General features: G+C 62.6%; 19 protein-coding genes and 3 pseudogenes. 9 read left to right on the forward strand and 13 right to left on the reverse strand.

Annotated features, from left to right (window positions below; translation table 11 throughout):
- Positions 1 to 87 precede the first annotated feature (87 nt).
- Positions 88 to 315, reverse strand: a complete 228-nt coding sequence (locus tag SJ05684_RS27035; protein ID WP_034855360.1) for a hypothetical protein — start codon at positions 313 to 315, stop codon at positions 88 to 90.
- Positions 316 to 395: 80 nt separating this feature from the next.
- Positions 396 to 683: a hypothetical protein gene (locus tag SJ05684_RS27040; protein WP_050980035.1), complete on the reverse strand. Its 288-nt coding sequence runs from the start codon at positions 681 to 683 to the stop codon at positions 396 to 398.
- A gap of 202 nt (positions 684 to 885) precedes the next feature.
- Here SJ05684_RS27040 and SJ05684_RS27045 point away from each other — a divergent pair, with 202 nt between their 5' ends.
- Positions 886 to 1,689 carry a Crp/Fnr family transcriptional regulator gene (locus SJ05684_RS27045; protein WP_034855362.1) on the forward strand — a complete coding sequence of 268 codons (804 nt, stop codon included), beginning with the start codon at positions 886 to 888 and terminating at the stop codon, positions 1,687 to 1,689.
- Between the two features lie 62 nt (positions 1,690 to 1,751).
- On the opposite strand, the gene SJ05684_RS27050 is transcribed toward SJ05684_RS27045, so the two are convergent.
- The 6 genes and pseudogenes from SJ05684_RS27050 to SJ05684_RS27070 all read right to left on the reverse strand — a co-directional run bounded on the left by SJ05684_RS27050 (position 1,752) and on the right by SJ05684_RS27070 (position 3,914).
- On the reverse strand, positions 1,752 to 2,018 hold the full coding sequence (locus SJ05684_RS27050; protein ID WP_050980036.1) for a hypothetical protein: 267 nt from the start codon (positions 2,016 to 2,018) through the stop codon (positions 1,752 to 1,754).
- Between the two features lie 84 nt (positions 2,019 to 2,102).
- Positions 2,103 to 2,243 carry a hypothetical protein gene (locus tag SJ05684_RS30730; protein ID WP_244426645.1) on the reverse strand — a complete coding sequence of 47 codons (141 nt, stop codon included), beginning with the start codon at positions 2,241 to 2,243 and terminating at the stop codon, positions 2,103 to 2,105.
- Between the two features lie 40 nt (positions 2,244 to 2,283).
- Positions 2,284 to 2,337 (reverse strand): annotated as a pseudogene (locus SJ05684_RS31105) (hypothetical protein); the annotation flags it as partial.
- Between the two features lie 174 nt (positions 2,338 to 2,511).
- Positions 2,512 to 3,015, reverse strand: a pseudogene (locus SJ05684_RS27060) (hypothetical protein); the annotation flags it as partial.
- Positions 3,016 to 3,180: 165 nt separating this feature from the next.
- Positions 3,181 to 3,402, reverse strand: coding sequence for a DUF378 domain-containing protein (locus SJ05684_RS27065; RefSeq protein WP_034855393.1), 222 nt, complete (start codon positions 3,400 to 3,402; stop codon positions 3,181 to 3,183).
- 56 nt (positions 3,403 to 3,458) lie between these two features.
- Entirely contained in the window at positions 3,459 to 3,914 is a 456-nt protein-coding gene (locus SJ05684_RS27070; RefSeq protein ID WP_085939083.1) for a fasciclin domain-containing protein, read from the reverse strand.
- Between the two features lie 208 nt (positions 3,915 to 4,122).
- Here SJ05684_RS27070 and SJ05684_RS27075 point away from each other — a divergent pair, with 208 nt between their 5' ends.
- From SJ05684_RS27075 to SJ05684_RS27085, 3 genes are all read left to right on the forward strand, one after another.
- Positions 4,123 to 4,713 (forward strand): helix-turn-helix domain-containing protein, encoded by a 591-nt coding sequence (locus SJ05684_RS27075; RefSeq protein WP_034855364.1) that lies wholly within the window; start codon positions 4,123 to 4,125, stop codon positions 4,711 to 4,713.
- Positions 4,714 to 4,970: 257 nt separating this feature from the next.
- Positions 4,971 to 6,251, forward strand: coding sequence for an NRAMP family divalent metal transporter (locus tag SJ05684_RS27080; RefSeq protein ID WP_034855366.1), 1,281 nt, complete (start codon positions 4,971 to 4,973; stop codon positions 6,249 to 6,251).
- A 251-nt stretch (positions 6,252 to 6,502) separates the two neighbouring features.
- Entirely contained in the window at positions 6,503 to 7,459 is a 957-nt protein-coding gene (locus SJ05684_RS27085) for an SDR family oxidoreductase (RefSeq protein ID WP_095694395.1), read from the forward strand.
- Between the two features lie 101 nt (positions 7,460 to 7,560).
- On the opposite strand, the gene SJ05684_RS27090 is transcribed toward SJ05684_RS27085, so the two are convergent.
- Positions 7,561 to 8,352: an endonuclease/exonuclease/phosphatase family protein gene (locus SJ05684_RS27090; RefSeq protein WP_034855402.1), complete on the reverse strand. Its 792-nt coding sequence runs from the start codon at positions 8,350 to 8,352 to the stop codon at positions 7,561 to 7,563.
- A 79-nt stretch (positions 8,353 to 8,431) separates the two neighbouring features.
- On the opposite strand from SJ05684_RS27090, the gene SJ05684_RS27095 reads away from it, so the two are divergent.
- Positions 8,432 to 9,370, forward strand: a complete 939-nt coding sequence (locus SJ05684_RS27095) for a putative bifunctional lysylphosphatidylglycerol flippase/synthetase (protein WP_034855403.1) — start codon at positions 8,432 to 8,434, stop codon at positions 9,368 to 9,370.
- Here the strand turns inward: SJ05684_RS27095 and SJ05684_RS27100 are convergent.
- Entirely contained in the window at positions 9,268 to 10,962 is a 1,695-nt protein-coding gene (locus tag SJ05684_RS27100; RefSeq protein ID WP_050980039.1) for a phospholipase D-like domain-containing protein, read from the reverse strand. The genes SJ05684_RS27095 and SJ05684_RS27100 overlap by 103 nt on opposite strands.
- Positions 10,963 to 11,108: 146 nt before the next feature.
- Here SJ05684_RS27100 and SJ05684_RS27105 point away from each other — a divergent pair, with 146 nt between their 5' ends.
- The 3 genes from SJ05684_RS27105 (at position 11,109) to SJ05684_RS27115 (ending at position 13,707) form a co-directional block, all read left to right on the forward strand.
- Positions 11,109 to 11,537: an FKBP-type peptidyl-prolyl cis-trans isomerase gene (locus tag SJ05684_RS27105; protein ID WP_034855405.1), complete on the forward strand. Its 429-nt coding sequence runs from the start codon at positions 11,109 to 11,111 to the stop codon at positions 11,535 to 11,537.
- A gap of 259 nt (positions 11,538 to 11,796) precedes the next feature.
- The gene (locus SJ05684_RS27110; protein WP_050980040.1) at positions 11,797 to 13,152 is read left to right on the forward strand and encodes a DUF2254 domain-containing protein; all 1,356 of its coding nucleotides are present in this window, start codon (positions 11,797 to 11,799) and stop codon (positions 13,150 to 13,152) included.
- A gap of 153 nt (positions 13,153 to 13,305) precedes the next feature.
- Positions 13,306 to 13,707 (forward strand): hypothetical protein, encoded by a 402-nt coding sequence (locus SJ05684_RS27115; protein ID WP_034855406.1) that lies wholly within the window; start codon positions 13,306 to 13,308, stop codon positions 13,705 to 13,707.
- A 53-nt stretch (positions 13,708 to 13,760) separates the two neighbouring features.
- Here SJ05684_RS27115 and SJ05684_RS27120 read toward each other — a convergent pair whose 3' ends face one another.
- Positions 13,761 to 13,970, reverse strand: a complete 210-nt coding sequence (locus SJ05684_RS27120; protein ID WP_034855407.1) for a dodecin — start codon at positions 13,968 to 13,970, stop codon at positions 13,761 to 13,763.
- Positions 13,971 to 14,372: 402 nt separating this feature from the next.
- On the opposite strand from SJ05684_RS27120, the pseudogene pepT reads away from it, so the two are divergent.
- Positions 14,373 to 15,603, forward strand: a pseudogene (gene pepT / locus SJ05684_RS27125) (peptidase T).
- Between the two features lie 266 nt (positions 15,604 to 15,869).
- Here pepT and SJ05684_RS27130 read toward each other — a convergent pair.
- The gene (locus SJ05684_RS27130; RefSeq protein ID WP_034855408.1) at positions 15,870 to 17,831 is read right to left on the reverse strand and encodes an elongation factor G; all 1,962 of its coding nucleotides are present in this window, start codon (positions 17,829 to 17,831) and stop codon (positions 15,870 to 15,872) included.
- A gap of 143 nt (positions 17,832 to 17,974) precedes the next feature.
- Complete coding sequence (gene hutC / locus SJ05684_RS27135; RefSeq protein WP_034855440.1) at positions 17,975 to 18,682, reverse strand: histidine utilization transcriptional repressor HutC; 708 nt, start codon at positions 18,680 to 18,682, stop codon at positions 17,975 to 17,977.
- Between the last annotated feature and the right edge of the window lie 385 nt (positions 18,683 to 19,067).

Here is a 19,067-nt window from a genome sequence, read left to right on the forward strand (position 1 = left end):
CGACGCGTCGAGGGGCATTGACCAGCGTCAAGCCGCATCTGCCCCCGGGGCCGATGCAGTTGTCTTGACGGCTCGCTCCCGGTGCGGTCAACCATCTTTCCGAAAGCAAGTGTCGAAGAAGACAGCACAGTTGATCTTCACCGCCTCGCCCGCGATGGCATCGCCGAGTTGCCGATCGCTCAGCCTGACAGGCGGAACTCCGCGCCGGACGACACTGACCGCATCGCTGATCTCCACGAGCGTTCCCCGCCTGTCGCGCAGATAAGTGGCAATCGCAGCCCACACCTCTGTCGGTACTGCAACGTGCCGGTTCATGGCCGTTCCCTCCGCTGGGACGTCGGCGGCTCCCTCCTGGAAGCCGCCAGCGACGGGGTCGTTGCGCAAAAGGTGCGCGGTCAGAATGTGAGGATACGACGCGGGCCGATATATTCGGTCTTCAAACCATCCGTGCGCGCATTGTACACGAGATGATTGACGCCAGCGAGGTCGGTTGAGATGCGACCGCCCTCATTGTTAAAGAGTGCCGGGCTGGCGTTTGCCTTGGCCCATTCATGCGCATGTCGTGAGACAATCTCGATCTGCCATCCTGAGCTTCTGGAGTAGGTTACGCGGAAATCCGGCCCAGGTCCGGTCTCCTCCTGACGCTCCAATCCGCGAAAACGGTGTACCGAGTATCCAGCCATCGTCTTCTCCCAATTCATGATCCCCAGGGCGATTGTTGTTTTATGCCGTGCTAAAGTAACGAAAATGATCCACAGCGATCATTGATCCAGATCATGGACAGCCAATACCGATGGCCCTCGCCTTGCCAAAAGGCCATTCGAACGCTCTCGCAGGCCGTCCACCCTATGGCCGACAGGAGACGATCACGAACGGAAGGGACGTATGATACGATTTGTCCGTCATCTGCCTCTCGCTGAATCGGAAAAGCAGGCGATCCTGAATACCCCGAGAGAAATCCGGCGGTTCCAGCGAGGTGATACGATATACAGGCCGGACGAACCCGGCGACGTCGCGAGAATACTCGTCGAGGGGCTGGCGGTTCAGTATCGGATTCTCCGGAACGGCGAGAGACAGAGTGCCGATCTGGTTTTCCCGACGAGGTTCTGTGACCTCGGCTGCATCCTTTTCGGCGAGTCGGACCATTTTCTTGCCGCGCTCACGGACGCGGAAATCGTGGAGATCTCGACCGGCAGGGTTCTCGACCTCTTTGCGCGCTATCCGCAGATACCAATCCTGCTCCTGCATCAGGAGACCCGGAGCCGTTCCATCCTGTTCGAGCGCCTGCTGAGCGTCGGCCGACGACCCGCGATCCGGCGACTGGCGCATCTGCTGACCGAATTCCGCCTGCGTCGCGAACTCGCGGGTGTGCCGCCTTCGCGTTCGAAACGCATCTTGCTGCAACAGAGGTGGATCGGTGACTTTCTCGGCCTGACGACGGAGCATGTCAGCCGTACGATCGGCAAGCTCAAGGCGATGGGGCTGATCGAACAGCACCGCAACGGCATCGTCATCCTGGATCCGGCTGGTCTGGCGCGAATTGCGGAATTCGACGCCGGCTATCTGCATTCCGGGGCCGAGGCGCCGCCGCAGCCCGCTTCGGCGCACCGGCGCCAAGGCGGCCCTGCCTCAGCCGAGTTCGGTTCGGCGGGCACGAAAAGGGCGGAAAACAAAGGTTGGAATCGGTGAAGCGCCGGGGCTCATGCCCCGGCTTCGGTCCCCTATAGGAAATCAGGTCCCGATTGTCGGCGTCAGAGCGGATCGCTCTGCGGCTTGGCTGCCGTGGTGACCTCACCCATATGGAGCTTGCAATTGTCTATATCGTTCGCGGCCAGGGCCGCCCTCGCCTCGGCGAGCGCCTGTTCCGCCTGGCTCTTTCGCTGCAGATCCTCGATCTGCGCGATCTCGGCCTCAAGCGCTTGTAGTCCGTCCTGATCGCATATGAGGTCCGCCTGGGCAAAGACCGGCGATACGGGGCCCGCGCAGAGTGCGGCCGCAACGAGCAATTTCTTCAGCATGTGCTCCTCCAGTGGTTTGTGTTGTGAATGCCAAACCACCGACGGGCGATTCCGTTCCCGATGCGGCCGCCGCGGGTTCCCTCCTCAATGCTCGTTGCCGATGACGTCGCGGTTGTGATCGACGCTGGCCGTAAACTCGATTTCCAGCATGACATGGCCGATGCCGTAGCGGTCGATGAGCGGCTCCTTGATGCGCTTCCTCAGCGCATCGGCCTTCGCTCGCATTGTGGGCCGCGTCGGCGATCAGCGTTAGGCTGCCGGACAGGATGCCGCCGATGAGTTCAGCGAGGGCGATGGCGAGATTGAGCGCAAGCGCCACGAGATAGCGCCAACCCCTCGCTCATGATCTCCTCCCGCGCGCGCAACAACATGGACCCTCTCCCACACCGGTCAAAGGTGCCGCCTCGATAGGCATCCGTCGGCACCTGCTCCCGCTAAAGCCGCGAACGGGGCCCGAGTTCCCTTCCTCTCGCCACTTCGGCACCGCGGCATCCAGACCGCGGCTGTCATATGCCCATTGCAGCAGCGCCTGACGCTGCCGCGGGCGGCAGTGCCAGTCGCACGGCTCGCAATGGCGGCGAAGCTGGGCCAGGTGGCGCCGCATGGCTTTCCATCGTCCGATCTGTCGTTCGTCTTCGCCGGGCAACCGCCGGCCCAGGAAGTAGCGGCAGTACCACTGAAACCAGCCGCGCGGATCGTCGGGATGGAGCCAGCCCTTGGCACGCCACAAGCTGAGCCGCTGGCTGGCTTCGACTCCGAAGAAATTGAGCCGAGCGTTCCGTCGTGGCGACAGCCGCGCGGCCGCGAACCACTCCTTCGGGAACTCGTCCTGGCAATCCGTCATGTACTTACCGCCGAAAACGCCGAACGCCAGCATTTCTGCGGGTGTGAGGTCCGGCGTGAAGTCCGCGTGAAAGTGTTGCCCTACCGGCGCAGTCAGCGCGTATCGGTAGCCCTGCTGCATGCGGTCGTTCACTTCCACCCATGTGCAAGACATGATCATTCGCCTTTGGTGATGCCCTCGCCGGGAAGCGGCCGGCCGAACCGCTCCCCGACCGCATGTCTCCTGCAATCGACGTCGATTTGAGGAGAAGACACGCAGCAATTCGAAGCGCTACAGCGACCTTTGAATCCGAAAAACACGCGCGGAGCAGTAACGGCATCAGCCCCGTTCGGCGGTGAATCTGCCGCCGCCCAAGGTTGAGAGGAGCGGCACGAGCTGCACCGCGGCGGATGCACCGACTGCATTATAGACGATGCGCGAAATCGCCGAGCCTACGCCGAACAGTGCAGCCACGAGGTCGAATCCGAAAAGTCCTAGGAGACCCCAGTTCATTCCGCCCACAATGACGAGGGCGAGTGTAATCAGATTCACAGTCTTCATCTTTTCCTCCATCGAGGGGCGCCGACGCGCACCCCTCGAGTGTTGAGCCTCATTTGTCAGCCTTCCGGCGGCAGGATCACCTCGTCGAGGACGTGGATGACGCCATTCGAGGCGCCAATATCGGTCGCCGTGACATTGGCGTCGTTGACCATCACGCCGTCGCCGGACGCCTTGATCGTGATCATCTTGCCGTTGACGGTCTTCGCCTCGTTCAGCTTCACCACATCCGCCGCCAAGACCTTGCCCGGAACCACGTGATAGGTCAGCACGCTTACCAGCTTCTCCTTGTTCTCCGGCTTCAGAAGGTTTTCGACCGTGCCGGCCGGCAGCTTGGAAAAAGCGTCATCGGTCGGGGCGAAGACCGTGAATGGACCGGCGCCCTTCAGCGTTTCGGTGAGACCTGCAGCGTCGATAGCAGCGGCGAGCGTTTGAAATTGCCCGGCCCCGGCGGCCGTGTCGACGATATCCTTCTCTGCAGCGATGCCGGCCTTCAGCCCGAGAACCAGTCCCATGGTTACGACGGCAAGGGCCGCTTTCTGTGCAAACTTGAACGTCATTTGCTTGGACTCCTGTTCGGAACCGTCGGCCTCATGCCACACGGTTCTACTTTCATGTAGAGAAAGGAGTTTTTCTTTCCACTCAACTTTTCGTGAAAGTTACATTTATTTTCATGCCATGATAAACTTCTCGACAGACAAGGCATGAGAGGAAAACGACTTGATGGACGGACTTTCGCAGACGCTCGAAACGGAACTGGAGCGCTATCAGATCGGCCCCCGGCTTCGCGCGCTTCGCCTCAAGAAGAAGCTCGCCCTGACGCAGCTTGCCGCCCATACGGGGCTGTCCACCGCGATGCTGTCCAAGATCGAGCGGGGGCGGCTCTTCCCCACGCTTCCGACCCTCGTGCGCATCGCAATGGTGTTCGGCGTCGGCCTGGACCACTTCTTCAGCCAGGAAACGCAGCGGCCGCGGGTCTCAGTCGTTCGGGCTGGCGAGCGCCTGCGCCTGCCGGTTCCGCCGGCCAAGGGGCAGCCGGCCTACCTGTTCGAGAGCCTCGACTATCCGGCTCCCGATCGCCGGATGGAGAGCTTCTATGCGGAATTTCCGATGGATTCGCGACCGTCCGACCCGCACCAGCACGGAAGTGCCGAGCTGGTCTTCGTAACCGACGGAGAGCTCGAATTGACGGTGGGCAAGGAGACCGTGTTGCTCGGAAAAGGGGACGCCGCCTATTTCGATTCCAGCGTGAGCCACAGCTACTGCCGAAGCGGAAGCGGACGGTGTTCCGCAATCGTCGTCACGGCGCCGTGAGCGTTTCGCGCGGCACCGACCGTCGGGAGGGCGGTGCAGCCAATCGCCTGAACAGGGAACAAGGTGGTGTCCAAGGCATTATTCCCGCGGCTCGCTTGCAAGGCGACACCGTTGAGCGCGAATGAATTGCGTCGGAAAGCCCTGGATGGCCACTCGTGGATGGAAGACTTTAGACGAATGTGCCGAGTTACGCCGCTGGCGGGGAAGCGGCTCGTCCGTGCCGGCTGCCGGCGATCAGACGTATGGGGCGGCCTGATATGGCGGAAACCTCGTCTCCCCAAAAAGCCGAAAAACACGAGGCGCTGAACATCTTCAAAGGGCTCCGCGCAGGGCTCGTGACCGGGGCCGCCGATGACGACCCGAGCGGCATCGCCACCTACAGCCAAGTCGGCGCGCAATTCGGCTTCACCCTGGGCTGGACGATGATCCTTACCTATCCCCTGATGGTGACGGTCCAGGGATTGAGTGCCGGCATAGGCGCGGTGACCGGCCGTGGCGTGTCCGAGAACTTGCGCCGGCACTATCCCCTATGGCTGGCAAGGACAGCCGTATCGATGCTGTTTGCCGCAAATTTCGTCAATATAGGCGCCAATCTCGCGGCCATGGGGGCCGCACTTTACCTCCTTATCGATGGCCCACAGGTCCTCTACGCCGTGCTCTTCGCGTTTCTCTGCGTTTGGCTGGAGGTGTTTGTGCCCTACCGGCGGTACGCGCTTCTACTCAAGTGGCTGACCCTCTCGCTCTTTGCCTATGTCGCCGTCATCCTCGCCGTTGAGATCCCCTGGCCGGAGGCACTGCGCGGCATCTTTCTCCCGCAAATTTCCCTGGACGGTCGGCACGCAATGGCGCTGCTGGCGATCCTGGGCACTACCATCAGCCCCTACCTGTTTTTCTGGCAGGCGGCGCAGGAGATCGAGGAGCTCCGCCGTCGCCAGCAGGCAAGACTGAAGGCCGATCCCGAGACAGCCGCACCGGAACTGGCGCGTATCCGCCTCGACACGCTTATTGGCATGGGCTTTTCCAATCTCGTCGCGCTGTTCATCATACTGGCGACGGCCGCCACGCTTCACCGGAACGGCGTGACCCACATCGAAACGTCGGCGCAAGCAGCGGAGGCTCTCCGGCCGATCGCCGGCGAGTTTGCCTTCATCCTGTTCGCCGCCGGAATCATCGGCACGGGAATGTTGGCAGTCCCCGTCCTGGCCGGATCCGCTGCCTATGCCGTTGCCGAACTCTTTCAATGGCCGCAGGGACTGGATCGACCGCTTAAAAGGGCCAAGGCATTTTACGGGACCATAGCCGCAGCGACGCTCGGCAGCGTCGCCGTGTTCCTTGTTGGCCTCGATCCTTTCCTGATGCTCTATTGGAGTGCGGTTATCAACGGTATGCTCGCTGCCCCGCTGATCGCGGCCATTACTATCATGGCCATCAATCCGCGCATCATGGGGCGACTGACCGCGCCCTGGTGGATGGCGGCCCTCGGCGGCCTCACGGCGATCGTCATGGGCCTTGCCACGGTCGCTATGCTCGTACTCTAGTCTCAGGACCCGGTAGCGTATCGGCTTTGAAATCGGCCCCAGAACCCACGGCGCTGTATGCGCGCTCGCCTCGCCCGCACCAATGGATTCAGAGAACACCTGCCATCCGCCGAATCCAGGAAATCGCGGGCTCCGCGGCGTCGGCGAGATCTGGAGGGTTAGTTCGACCGTGGAAAGCGATGCATTCTACTGACCGCGCAACTTTTGCCCTCCGGACGAGTTCTAGAGCCAGAACCGAAAGGAGCCTCCCCATGAAATCTTCCGCTACCGCCAAGAAGCAACGCGAGATCCAGACCGAAGTGGCGGCCGCCGACAAAAAGGGCAAGCCTGAAAGCAAGGGTTCGATGCAGGCAGGCGCCCGGCGCTATCCCGAACCGCCGCTTCCGAAGGTTCATCAGCCAAAGCCCGGCAGCGAAGCCGAGCTGCCGCTTCAGCCGATGTACGATGCGCCCTTCTACAAGGGATCGGAGAAGCTGAAGGACAAGGTCGCACTGATCACCGGCGGCGATTCCGGGATCGGCCGCTCCGTGGCCGTGCTCTTCGCGCGCGAAGGCGCGGACGTGGCGATCGCGCATCTCGACGAGACCCAGGATGCGAGCGACACCCGGAGCGCCGTCGAGAAGGAAGGCCGGCGTTGCCTCACAATCCGCGGCGACGTGAAGGACCCGGCCTTCTGCCGTCAGGCGGTGGAAGAGACCGTGAAGACGTTCGGCCATCTCGATGTGCTCGTTAACAATGCGGCCTTCCAGGTTCATACCTATGACATCGAAGATCTGAGCGAGGAGCATTTCGACGAGACGCTGAAGACCAATCTCTACGGCTATTTCTACATGGCCAAGGCCGCGATCCCGCACATGCCCTACGGATCGGCGATCATCAACACCGGCTCGGTGACGGGGCTCGAGGGATCGAAGGACCTTCTGGACTACTCGATGACCAAAGGCGGCATCCACGCCTTCACGCGTGCGCTTTCCGGCCAGCTCGTGGCGAAAGGCATCCGCGTCAATGCGGTAGCACCCGGCCCGGTCTGGACGCCGCTCAATCCCTCCGACAAGCCGGCCGAGGCGGTCGAAAAATTCGGCTCGAACACGCCGATGAAGCGCGCAGCCCAGCCGGAGGAGATCGCGCCGGCCTATGTCTTCCTGGCCTCGCCACATTGCTCCAGCTACATCACCGGCGAAATCCTGCCGATCGTGGGCGGCTATTGAGCCGGCCCCCAGAGTTACGGCGCCGCTGGATGCACACAGGGCGCTGTACCTCTTTGAACTCCTGTCGTGCGTTCCGATAATCGGTTCGAATTTTCGGTGCGCTATGGGAGCGGCGGCGCCCCGCTTCCGTAAGTGGGCAGGATGTCCTTTTCGACTGACCTCCTGTGAGGTTCGATTTCGAGCTCGACCAGCACCGGAAGATGGTCGGAGGCCGAGCGCGCCATCGCACTGTCATGCACCCGGCAGGCCTTCACGCCTATTCCGTCGCCGACGAAGACATGATCGAGACGAAGAAGCGGCAATCGCGACGGAAAGGTCGGCCGCGGCTTGGCATTCGAAAGAAGCTGGGCATCCTTGAGATGGCCGGCGAGAGCCCTGTAGGCGGCCGAGCGTGCAATCGCGTTGAGGTCGCCCGCCAAGACCACGCGCGATTCCGATTGCCGTATTCCTCCAAGCCACCCGGGACCAAGGAGGGTCGTCATCTGCCGGATACGCTCGGAACCACCCAACCCGAGATGGGTGACGATGACCTGAAGTGTGACATGGCCGATGTCGACCTCCACCCAGAGCGCGCCTCTGGGCTCTCCGGACGACGGCAGGGCTTCCGCCTTGACAAGGCGCATCGGCAAGGCCGTCAGCACCGCATCACCATACCGTTCTTCCTTCAGATGCAGAGCGGGATGAAAGTGCGCCTCCATGCGCAGATGCGCGGCGATCATGTGCGCCTGGTCCATTCCGCCGCTGCGCGCGCGGCCGACGTCGACCTCCTGGAGCGCTATGATGTCGGGCTTGCATTCGCCTATCACCTCGGCGATGCGCCCGGGGTCGAGCTTGCGGTCGGTGCCGAAGCAGCTGTGGACGTTATAGGTCAGGAGGCGTATCGGTCGAGGCATTCCAGTACGGCCCTTTCGCATCCGGGAACACGTGGGACCTGCTTTTCGTTCCGATGGACGCGACTGAGGAACGGGACCATTGCCGAAGAAGATCATTGCGAGACTATTCATATTCGCCGCCGTCGGAGTCGCCGCCTGGCTGATCTACCGGGCGCTCAGCCGATACACATTCGGCGAAATCCTGGACGCGGTCCTGCAAATCCCTCTGGGCCGTCTCCTCGCCGGCATTGGTTTCGTCTGCCTCTCCTATTTCTGCCTCACGCTGTTCGACGCGCTGGCGGTGCGCTATGTCGGGCAAAGGCTCGCCTACCGCCGGGTGGCCATCACCTCTTTCACCAGCCTCGCGATCGGCCACAATGTGGGCGTGGCGGCCTTGAGCAGCGGAGCCGTCCGCTACCGCTTCTATTCGCGCTGGGGTTTCAGCGGCGAGGAAGTGGCGAAAATCATTCTCTTCTGCGGCGTCACCGTCGGGCTTGGTCTTGCCACCGTGGCGGGCCTTTCCTGCCTCGTCATGCCCGAAAGCGCGGCGCGGATCATCGGACTGTCGCGGACCGGCGCCCTTCTGCTCGGCATTGCCTGCATCGCCGGATCGCTCGGCTATGTCATCCTGGCAGGCGCGCTCCGAGGCTCGGTGCGGATTTTCCGATGGACGTTCGAGATGCCGTCCCTGCCGCTTGCGGCCGGTCAGGTGGTCGTCGGCACGGCCAACTTCCTCTGCGTCAGCGCGTGCCTGCATCAGCTGGTGCTGGCATTCGGGTCGCCTGCCTTCCTCGAGACCGCAACCGCCTATGTCGGCGCCAATGTCACGGCCCTTATCAGCCATGTCCCCGGGGGGATCGGCGTGCTCGAAACGACGATCGCCTTCCTGCTCGGCCAGACCGCCAATATCGGGGCATTGGTAGCATTCCGGGCGATCTATTTCTTCCTGCCGCTGCCGCTCGGCTTGATCTCGTTCTCGATCGCGGAGTTTCTTCGTTTCGACGAGGCGAAAAGCCTCGCCAGCAAGGCTAAAAGCTGACCTCCCCAGCGCCGCACGAGGACAAGTGTACCGTGAAGTGGCCTGACCGGTCTTCTCGGGTCGACGATGTCCGTGCCCCAGACAAGCGAAGTCGCCCCGTCGTTCCCGAGCCCGTCGAAGGCCCGTAGACCGCGCTTGTTCACATTCAGCCTGTCGACGACGGCGACGAGGGAACCGGTCTCCCGTATCGTCGCGTCGACTTCCCCCGGTTCGACGGCGAGATGTTCCGCCAGGAGCCCGTTGCGGACTTCCCTGATTGCTGCGCATTGGCCATCGCTCGCGGCCTCGACGGCGACATCGCATTCCGTATCGAATCCTTCCGAGCGGTTATTGAAGTTCGAGGAACCTACGCGAAGAAACCGCTCGTCGATGACGACCAGCTTGGAATGGATGATCACTTCCTGTTCGGAGCCATCCGCTTGAGGGACGACGGGATAGAGGACCCGGAACCTGCCATAGCGGTCGGCGCGCTTGAGCCGCCGGATTAGGCGGTCGCGATTGTTGCCCATGACTAGTCTTTCCAGAATGCCGTGCGAACTGAAGGTGGTAATCACCACGATTTCCGGGCCGTCCGGCTCCTGCAGACGCCTGCAAAGCAGCTTGCCGATCCTGTTCGAAGCGAAGTACTGGGTCTCGATATAGATGTGGCGGCTCGCGCTGCTGAGGGCATCAAGGGTCAGCCGAACCGTCTCGTGCCGCGCCCGTCGATTGCCGTATTCCGGTTCGGTGCGCGCAATCGCGATCCGGCAATCCGTGAGGATCGGCACGGTTCCGGCGGGCCATGCGACGGCCCGCGGCGTCGGAGGGCTTATGTCTTCGCCGATCGACGATTTCCAGCGAGCGCGGCAGAGATCTCCGATGGACTGGCTTGCCTGCCCCTCCAGCACCATCTGGATATCATGCACCGGGTCGTAGGGCTTTCCATCCGGGTCGCGGCGCAGTTCGTTTTCGGCCAGGTGATCCGGCCTGTCCCAGCGCCGTGCCGTGAGGTCGATGCCGCCGACGAAGGCGATGCGGTCGTCGATTGAGACGAGCTTCTGGTGATGCGAGCCGCGAAGGGCACGGTGATTTGCAAAGCGGAGCTCGATCTGCGGATGTGTCGCCCATTTCTGCCTGCGAAACAGCCGCAAGGACTTTCCCGAATAGATCGGCCCCATAGCCCAGATGAGAATCCGGATTCTTACCTTTGGTCGTTGCGCGGCGAGCCGCTCCAGAAACGTCCCGAGCGCCTCCGATTGCGGATCTTCGGGTCGCAGCTTTATGCGCGGGTCGAAATCCCATCCCGCGATCCAGATCTGCTCCTCCGCCTGCTCCATGGCGCGCTCGAGGCATGCAAAATAGGCGGCGGCATCGACAAGGAAGCCCACCCTCTCGGCAGCCACGCTGCGCCAGGCGTTTTCCGCTTCCTTGATGATTGGCCGGCCTCCTCGCCGCCAAGCCCGCGGTTTTCCGGCAAATATCGTCTTCCAAGCCAAGCTTTCATGTCCCAGGTGGCAACTGGCGGAGGAATCCGTTTCGACCGAAAATTGTTCCCGCGGGCGTCCGGAGGACGATCCGTCGAGAGGCGGTCCGCAAGGTGCGGATCGCACCATCTTCGCCACCCTCGGCGGTTTAATTCTGGCAACAGCGCCCTAGATTCCGCTGACATTAACGCCGGCAGAACCGGCATTTCGCCCGGCGCGAACGGCCCATGGGCCCGCGACCGAAAATTTCCTCAAGTACAAGTCGAGAGCAAGCAATGACCGAAGTCAAGAACGGCGACGTCGTTCGCATTCACTACACCGCCAAGCTGGCGGATGGCTCCGCAGTCGACTCTTCGCAAGGCCGGGAGCCGCTGGAGTTCAAAGTCGGCGCGGGCCAGATCATTCCCGGGCTCGATCGCGAGATCAGCGGAATGGAAGTCGGAGAAATGAATACCGTGACCGTTCCGGCACAGGAAGCCTACGGTCCGCACGACGACGCCAAGGTGCAGACGATGCCGCGTTCAGTCGTCCCCGAAGGTGTGGCGGTCGGCACGAGACTGCAGGGAACCGGTCCGGACGGTCAGCAAATGGCCGTTACCGTCACCGATCTCGATGAGAACCAGGTGACGTTGGATGCCAATCACCCGCTCGCGGGACAGGATCTCGTCTTCGACGTCACCGTCGTCGAGATCGTCAATGTCTGAATGACAGCGGCGGCCCGGCCCGTCGGCCAGATTTGAGCGACGGGACCAAGAAGGGGTGTGCCACTGAGGCATGATCGGCCGCCGGCGTGTCTGTCACGATGCGGCCGTCGCCCGCCTGTGGCGATGCGCGTCTCGGCATGGTCTTCTGCCGCCACCGAAACCCACCCGCGGCCCGCAGCGGAACCACCCAGCCTCTCGGGGGGTTAGCTCTGCGGGCAGGCCGTCGCATGCCCGTCGACGAGGCTGCGCGGAGGTCATCGTGAAGGCTCGCCTCAATCAGGCTCTCGCGGCGATCAGCGGGAGTTTTTGGGTCCTCCCGGCGATCCTTACCGCCGGAGGAGCTCTTCTTGCCCTGGCGCTGGTCTATCTCGATCAGAACGGCGTCGTTCCATCGTGGATGGTGGAGAACTCCTGGCTCTACAATGGCGGCGCGGAAGGCGCCCGGACGCTCTTGGGCGCGATCGCCTCGACGACGATCGGCATTGCCGGCACCGTCTTTACCATCACCATCGCGGCACTTTCCCTGGCGGCCCAGCAGATGGGTCCGCGGCTGTTGCGCAACTTCACGAAGGACCGAGGCAACCAATTCGTCCTGGGGGCATTTCTCGGCACCTTCTCCTATGCACTGATGGTGTTGCGGACGGTCCGCACCGAGGCCGAGGGTGCCTTCATTCCGCACCTCGCCCTCACTGTCGGCATCGGCCTCGCATTCGTCTGCGTCGGGACGCTCGTGTATTTCGTCGGCCACATGGCGGGGCGCATCAATGTCGATACGGTGATCGACCTGGTGAGCAATGACGTCAGGCGCGCGATCGACGACCTGTCCGCCGATGGGCCGCAGTCTCGACCGCCGCCGCCGGTTTTTTGGCGCGATGCCGTCGCCGTCGTCGATGAACGGCGCGGCTATCTTCAGCAACTCGATGGGGCCAGGCTGGCGAAATGGGCCGCAGACAGACACACTGCCATCCGTTTGCTCGTCAGGCCCGGTGATCGCGTATTTCCCGGGGCGCCGATCGCTCTCGTCAAACCGCCAGTCGACGGAGTCGAAGAGGCAATCCGCAGTGCCACCGCACTCGGACGGGACCGCAGCAATGCCGACGATATCGAATTCGCGATAAGGCGGCTCGTCGAAGTGGCGGTTCGCGCGCTCTCGCCGGGAGTGAACGATCCCCACACGGCGATCAGCGTTGTAGACCAGCTCGGCGCAGCCCTTTGCGATCTGGCGCCATTGCGTCTGCCGAGCGGTGTCGTCCTCCACGAGGGCAAGCCTACCGTGGTCATGCCGGCGGTGGAGTATGATGGGCTCGTGGACGTCATGTTTCACATGATCCGGCAAAGCGGGTCGGGCAGCACCGCGGTGCTGATCAGGATCCTCGATGTGCTGACGGCCGTCGTCAGTTGCGAGCGCCAGCCGAAGCGTGTCGCGACGCTGCAGCGCCATGCCGATCTCGTGATGGGGGATGCGTGCCGGACTATCGCCAATCCAGATGACCTTGGCGACGTTCACAAGAGATATCGCGGCTTCGCGGCCATGAAGCGCTCCGGACCTGCGGGCTATCTGGAGGCGATGGCGTCCGATCGGAAGGCTGATCATGCCCCCTCCCCTCAGTCATAGGACCCGTCCGTCCTCCGCCATTCCCGGTGAAATGTGAAGCGAGCCCTTTTGAGCACCCGTCCTGATGAGGACAACGGAACTCAGCGAGGCAACCTGCCGTTTCCCTCCCGAACTGTCGCCCAACCGAACATGCAAGAAATGGAGGATCAGCAAATGGCACAGAACAGATCAGTCGGTTCCGCCGTTCCGCGCGGGGTCGTTGACACGAAATCGGGAAAGGTCGGTGTCCCGAAGCAGAGCGTCGAGGAGCAAGTCCGCTCGCTTCGCGAACAGGTCAACGCTCTGAAGGACACGCTCACCGAATTGGGCATGACCTCCGGCAGGGCGGTCACGAACACGGTCATGGACACGAGCCGCCGGGCCGGCGCCATGGCACGCGAGCATCCCGCCTGGACCGCACTTGCGGTTGTCGGACTCGTCGCCCTGGTCCTGGCAGCCACCGCCCGCCCCTATTGGCCTTCGCGGCGGTCCTCGCGTATGGAGGACATCATCGCCAATATCGAAGATCGCCTCGGCGAGCTGAAGGACCGCTACTGGTCGAACGGCTGGCGCTGACTCCGCTACGGCGATCCGCGAGGAAACTGCTCGCGGATCGCCGGGTTGGCGGTCTATTCTTCGATACGGAATCCGACCTTCATCACCACCTGATAGTGCGCAACCTTGCCGTTCACGATCTGGCCACGGACCTGATCGACTTCGAACCAGTCGAGATTTCGCATCGTCTGCGAGGCACGGGAGATTGCCGTTTCGATGGCCTCGTCAATCGAGACCGGCGAACTGCCGATCAGTTCCACCTTCTTGTAAACGTGTCCGCTCACCTTATCCTCCTTGAAGGCTGCTGGTTCCGCTCCTGCAGCGGCGTGCGTCCTTCAGGACGCAAAAAGGACGCTGCAGCTCCGTGAACTAGGTCTCGGCTCGCCTCGGTCCAGGCCAGCCATCGCATTCCGGGTCGGGCAGTGCGAGCCCTCGCCGCCAGTCAATCATGCGCCGGTTGCGATTGAAGCACCAGCAAAAGCGCGAGAGAACGGCGATGCCGCGCGGCGAAGGCGCTCTCCCATTCACTTCGGCGCCGGCCCGGGCTATACAACGCCGTGCGTCTTTTAGAGCGCACGAAGGACGATGTAGCTCCTTGAACTCTACGCATCGTGCTTTCCGAAGGTCGGCCCCGGCCGATGCGCCCAGCGATTAGCCGTCGGTGCAACAATCCAGTGGAACCGCCCATGACCGATACCGTTACCGAGCGCTTCCTGCGCTACGTCGTCATCGACACCCAGTCGGACCCCCTCGCTGACCCAGCCCTCCACGGAAAAGCAGAAGAATCTTGGCCGACTGCTCGTCGAGGAACTGCTGGCGATCGGACTTGCCGACGCACATATGGACGAGCACGGCTACGTCCACGCCACCATCCCATCCAATGTCGACAGGCCGGTGCCGGTCATCTGCTTCTGCTCGCATATGGATACGGCGCCAGACTTCACCGGCACGAACGTCAGGCCGCAGATCGTCCGCCACTACGCCGGCGGCGACATTCCGCTTCCCGGCGACCCGCAACAAGTGATCCGCGTGCGTGACAATCCGGCGCTCGCAGACCAGATCGGCAATGACCTCATCACCACCGACGGGACGACGCTGCTCGGCGCCGACGACAAGGCCGGCATCGCCGAGATCGTGACGGCGGCCGAGGTTCTTGTCTCCAATCCCGACATCCCGCACGGCACGATCAAGCTGCTCTTCACCACCGACGAGGAAATCGGGCGCGGCGTCGACAAGGTGGACGTCGAGACCCTCGGCGCCGATTTCGCCTATACGGTCGACGGCGAGACGGCCGGCCATATCGAGGACGAGACTTTCTCGGCCGACCGCGTCGACATCACCATCCACGGCGTCGCCATCCATCCGGGCTTCGCCAAGGACCAGATGGAAAATGCCATCAAGATCGCCGCGGCGATCGTGGCGCGGCTGCCGCACGCCATGGCGCCGGAGACGACGGAAGGCCGTGAGGGCTTCGTCCATCCGACCCGAGTCACCGGCTCGATGGAAAGAGCGCTGTTGAGCTTCATCGTCCGCGATTTCGAAGAGGAGGGCCTTGCAGCCAAGGAAGAGATGCTGCGCGACCTGACCAGGAGCGTGATGCAGGACTATCCCGGTTCCACCTATTCCTTCGAGGTCAAGGAGCAATATCGCAACATGAAGGCGATCCTCGACCGCCATCCGGAGGTCGTCGACAACGCCATGGAGGCGATCCGTCGCGCCGGCATGGTGCCGGTGCGCGGCAGCATTCGCGGCGGCACCGACGGCTCACGCCTGTCTTTCATGGGCCTGCCCTCAGCCAACCTCTTTGCCGGCGGCCATGCCTTTCATTCGCCGCTCGAATGGATCAGCCGGCAGGACATGGAAAAGGCGGTAAAGACGATTGTCGAACTGGCGAAGATCTGGGCGGAGCGGAGCTGATATGCACGTCGCCTAAAATATATTACTATTTATAAACAAAGACATGCAGGAAATTCAAAGTGCAACAGGGACGTTGCGCGTCGGATAAGACGCCGGCGCTGTAGGAGTATTATGCCGCGGCGCGGCAAAGCACCCGCCTTGGCTCGGCGTCACCGATCGTTCGTGCCCACTTACAGATCCAGCCACGGTCTGCATGTCTCCTCAAATCGGTCTCTATCTGAGGAGACATTGCGCAAATTCCTGCGTGTGACGGCAATCACCCTGCGCTAATGCTCGTTCGCATGCGTGCCGTGGGCGGCGACAATCGCCTGCGCCTCCTTGCCGTAGAGCTCTTCGAAATGGTCGAAGCTCTTCGAGAAATAGCCGATGCCCTGCGTCGCCGATCTGAGCATGCGCGCCAGATCTTCGAGTGCGCTACCGGGGACGAGGGCGCGAAAAATATCCCATCCCTTGGCCGCCTCGTCTCGGTCGAACCCGAGGACTTGCCCTTTGAGGGTGGAGACGATCGGCACGAGGCTGCCGGAATAGATGGAGGGAACGTGGATCTCGACCCGGAAGATTGGCTGCAACAGGACGGAAGCCGCCTGCGAGAGCGCCTGACGCACGCCGAGCTTTCCGGCCGTTCGGAAGGCATGTTCGGAACTGTCGACCGAATGGTGCTGACCGTCCGTCAGGACCACGCCGATGTCGATGGCTTTGAAGCCGAGCGGCCCCTTGTCCATGGCCTCGCGCGAGCCGGCTTCGACCGCCGGTATGAAATTGCGCGGAACGGCGCCACCCTTGATGGTTTCGGTGAAGGTGAACCCCTCTCCTCGCCCGTTCGGATGGACGCTCAACTTGACGTCGGCGAATTGGCCGGCGCCGCCCGTCTGCTTGCGGTGGCGGTAGTGCACGTCGGAGGATTTCGATATGGTCTCGCGGTAGACCGGGCTCGGCGCGCGGTCGGTCACCGTGACGTGGAAGACGTCGGCGAGCATCCGGCAAGTGTCGCGCAGATGCACCGGCCCCTGGGCGCAGACCATCTGCGCGCCGGTCCCCTCCTCCTGCATCGCTTTCAGCCCGCGATCGGTTTCGGCAAGCTTCGCCAGAGTCTCCGAAAGCTTGTTTTCGTCGCGCTCGCTTTCCGGCACCAGGACTCGCTCGAGCATCGGCGTCGGCGGGGCGGTCCAGTCCGGCGGCGCGATCGCCGCATTGGCGGTGAGCAGGGAAGGAACGGTGAGATGGTCCGATTTGACCGCGGCGAAAACCTGCCCGGCAACCGTGACTCCCGAAGCCATGGCCCGGCCGCTGGCCGGATCTTGCAGCGCGCCGAGCCCGGCCCCGCCGAGCATCGCCCCCTGTTTTACACCGTTCTGCAAAGCGCGGGCGACGACGGTCTTGCCGACGCTTTGGCGGTAATGGGCGTGAAAGCTGACGGCCGTGAGCGTCGCCTCGTCAATGCCGGCGGATGTGGCAAGCCGCCTTCGCAGCGCTTCGACGCGCGGCGCCTCATGACGAAGCGCCTTCATCAGCCGCATGATGCCGTTGCTGTGGCTCGCGGCCCCCAGAAGCACCGGGATGATCTTGTTTTCGGAGAGCACCCGCGTCGAGATCGCGTAGATCGTGTCGCTCGCCGGCTCGCGGTCTTCGATCAACTCTTCCAGCAGCCAGTCGTCGAACTCGGAAAGATGCTCCAGCAGTTCGACGCGCGCCTCGTGTTCGCGCTCGGCTGCGCTCTCGGGGATTTCGAACAGGGCGGAAGTCTGGCCTTCGCGATAGCGCCAGGCCCGTTCCGAGATGAGATCGCAACTGCCGATGATCGTGTCGCCGTCGCGGATGGGTATCTGCCGCAAAACGAGCGGACGGCTGCAATAGTCCTGGAGCGCGGCGACGATGTCCCTCAGCCGCCCGCGCGGCTCGTCCATGCGGTTGACGAAAAGAATGCAGGGCGTCCCCGAAGCCTCGATCACGCGTAGATAAGGTGCGGCCAGGACGGCCTCGTCGAGGACGGGTGAAATGCAAAGCACGCAGGCGTCGCTTGCGAGCAAAGCATCCTGTGCCAGCGGGATCGCCTCGTTGCTGCCCGGCACGTCGAGCGCGAACCACGGCTCGCCGCCGAATTCGAATTCAGTAATTGCTAAACCATAAGGGGAAACTGACTTTTTCGGCTCGCCCCCCAGCGAGCTCAATTTTTCCACGAGCGTGGATTTTCCGATCTGCGAAGGACCGAGTACAGTGAAACAGCGCATCGGCGTTCCTCCCTCTGCCTGGATGACACCGTGACAGGATGCCCCTCGGAGCGGAAAAGCGCCAGAGATTGTTGATTTTTCTTGCAAGGAGCCTGCATTCCGGGCGCAGGCCCGGCCAGCCACGGCTTCGCGTCGGCTGTATATCAGCCAACCGCGCTCGGTTGAAACTCGGCGACGAGTTCGTGGCGGTCGCCGGGATAGGTCAGCCGCACGCTCGTGACCGGAGCGCCGCCGCTCCAGGTCCGCCGCTCGATGACGAGGCAAGGGCTACCGACCGCAACGTCAAGCGCCTGGGCCGCCAGACGGCTCGCCGCCACCGCCCTGATGCGGTGCTCGGCCGTGCTCCAGGGCACTTGGCCGAGCAGCCAAGAACCCGGAGCGACCGTGTCGAACGGCTCGGCTTCGGCTTCCGGCACGGCCGAGAGGTTGATCAGGCGCTGCTCCAGGCAGAAGGGTCGCCCGCCGGCGAAATGCCGGCAGGTGATTTCGAGCAATTTCGAAGAGGCCGGCAGATCGATGCGCTCGCGGTCCTCTGCGCTGGTCTTGCGTATGGCCCGTCCCTCGCGTCGATAGGCGTAATCGAGACCAAGCGATTCCACTTCGAGCTTGACGTCGTGGATTTCCATGACCGCGGATTGGACCTGGGGAAAGGTGACGTAACTCCCGGACTTGCGCCGGCGCTCGATCAGCCCGCGCTTGACGAGTTCCGAGAGCGCCTTGTTCACCGTCATGCGCGAGCAACCATATTGCTCCGTCAGCTCGTGCTCGAAGGGAATGCGGTGACCCGGCGGCCAGTCCCCCGACAGGATATGCCCCTCGACCTCGCTGAGAATTTTCTGGTGCAGCGACAGGGGCTGGTCCCGGAGGCGCTCGGAGCGGGCCTTTTGCTCTGATGGGCGGTCGGTGGGAATGGGCGGATCCTCGTTCAAAAGCTTTCGCTGCACCTTATCTGTTTACAACGGGCGCGACAGCCTTGCACCCGCGGCGCCTGTTTTTCCACGAATGGAGTAACGTCGAAGTCCCGCGAATCGGAGGGCAGTTGTCCGCGGACAACCGCTCGATAAAAGTTGTCCGCGGACAACTTCTGAACAGCAGATTTCATAAAATCGCGGCGGGCGGGCAGCATAAATCCGGCCTTTTGTTAAGCGTTTGTAAAATGGCAACGAATCGGCGCATAGTGTAACTGCGCAGATTGGTTCGTATTGGTAATTTTTGCGCAGTTTTTCGGAGATTGGA

The sequence above is a fragment of the Sinorhizobium sojae CCBAU 05684 genome (genome assembly GCF_002288525.1).
GTDB lineage: Bacteria > Pseudomonadota > Alphaproteobacteria > Rhizobiales > Rhizobiaceae > Sinorhizobium > Sinorhizobium sojae.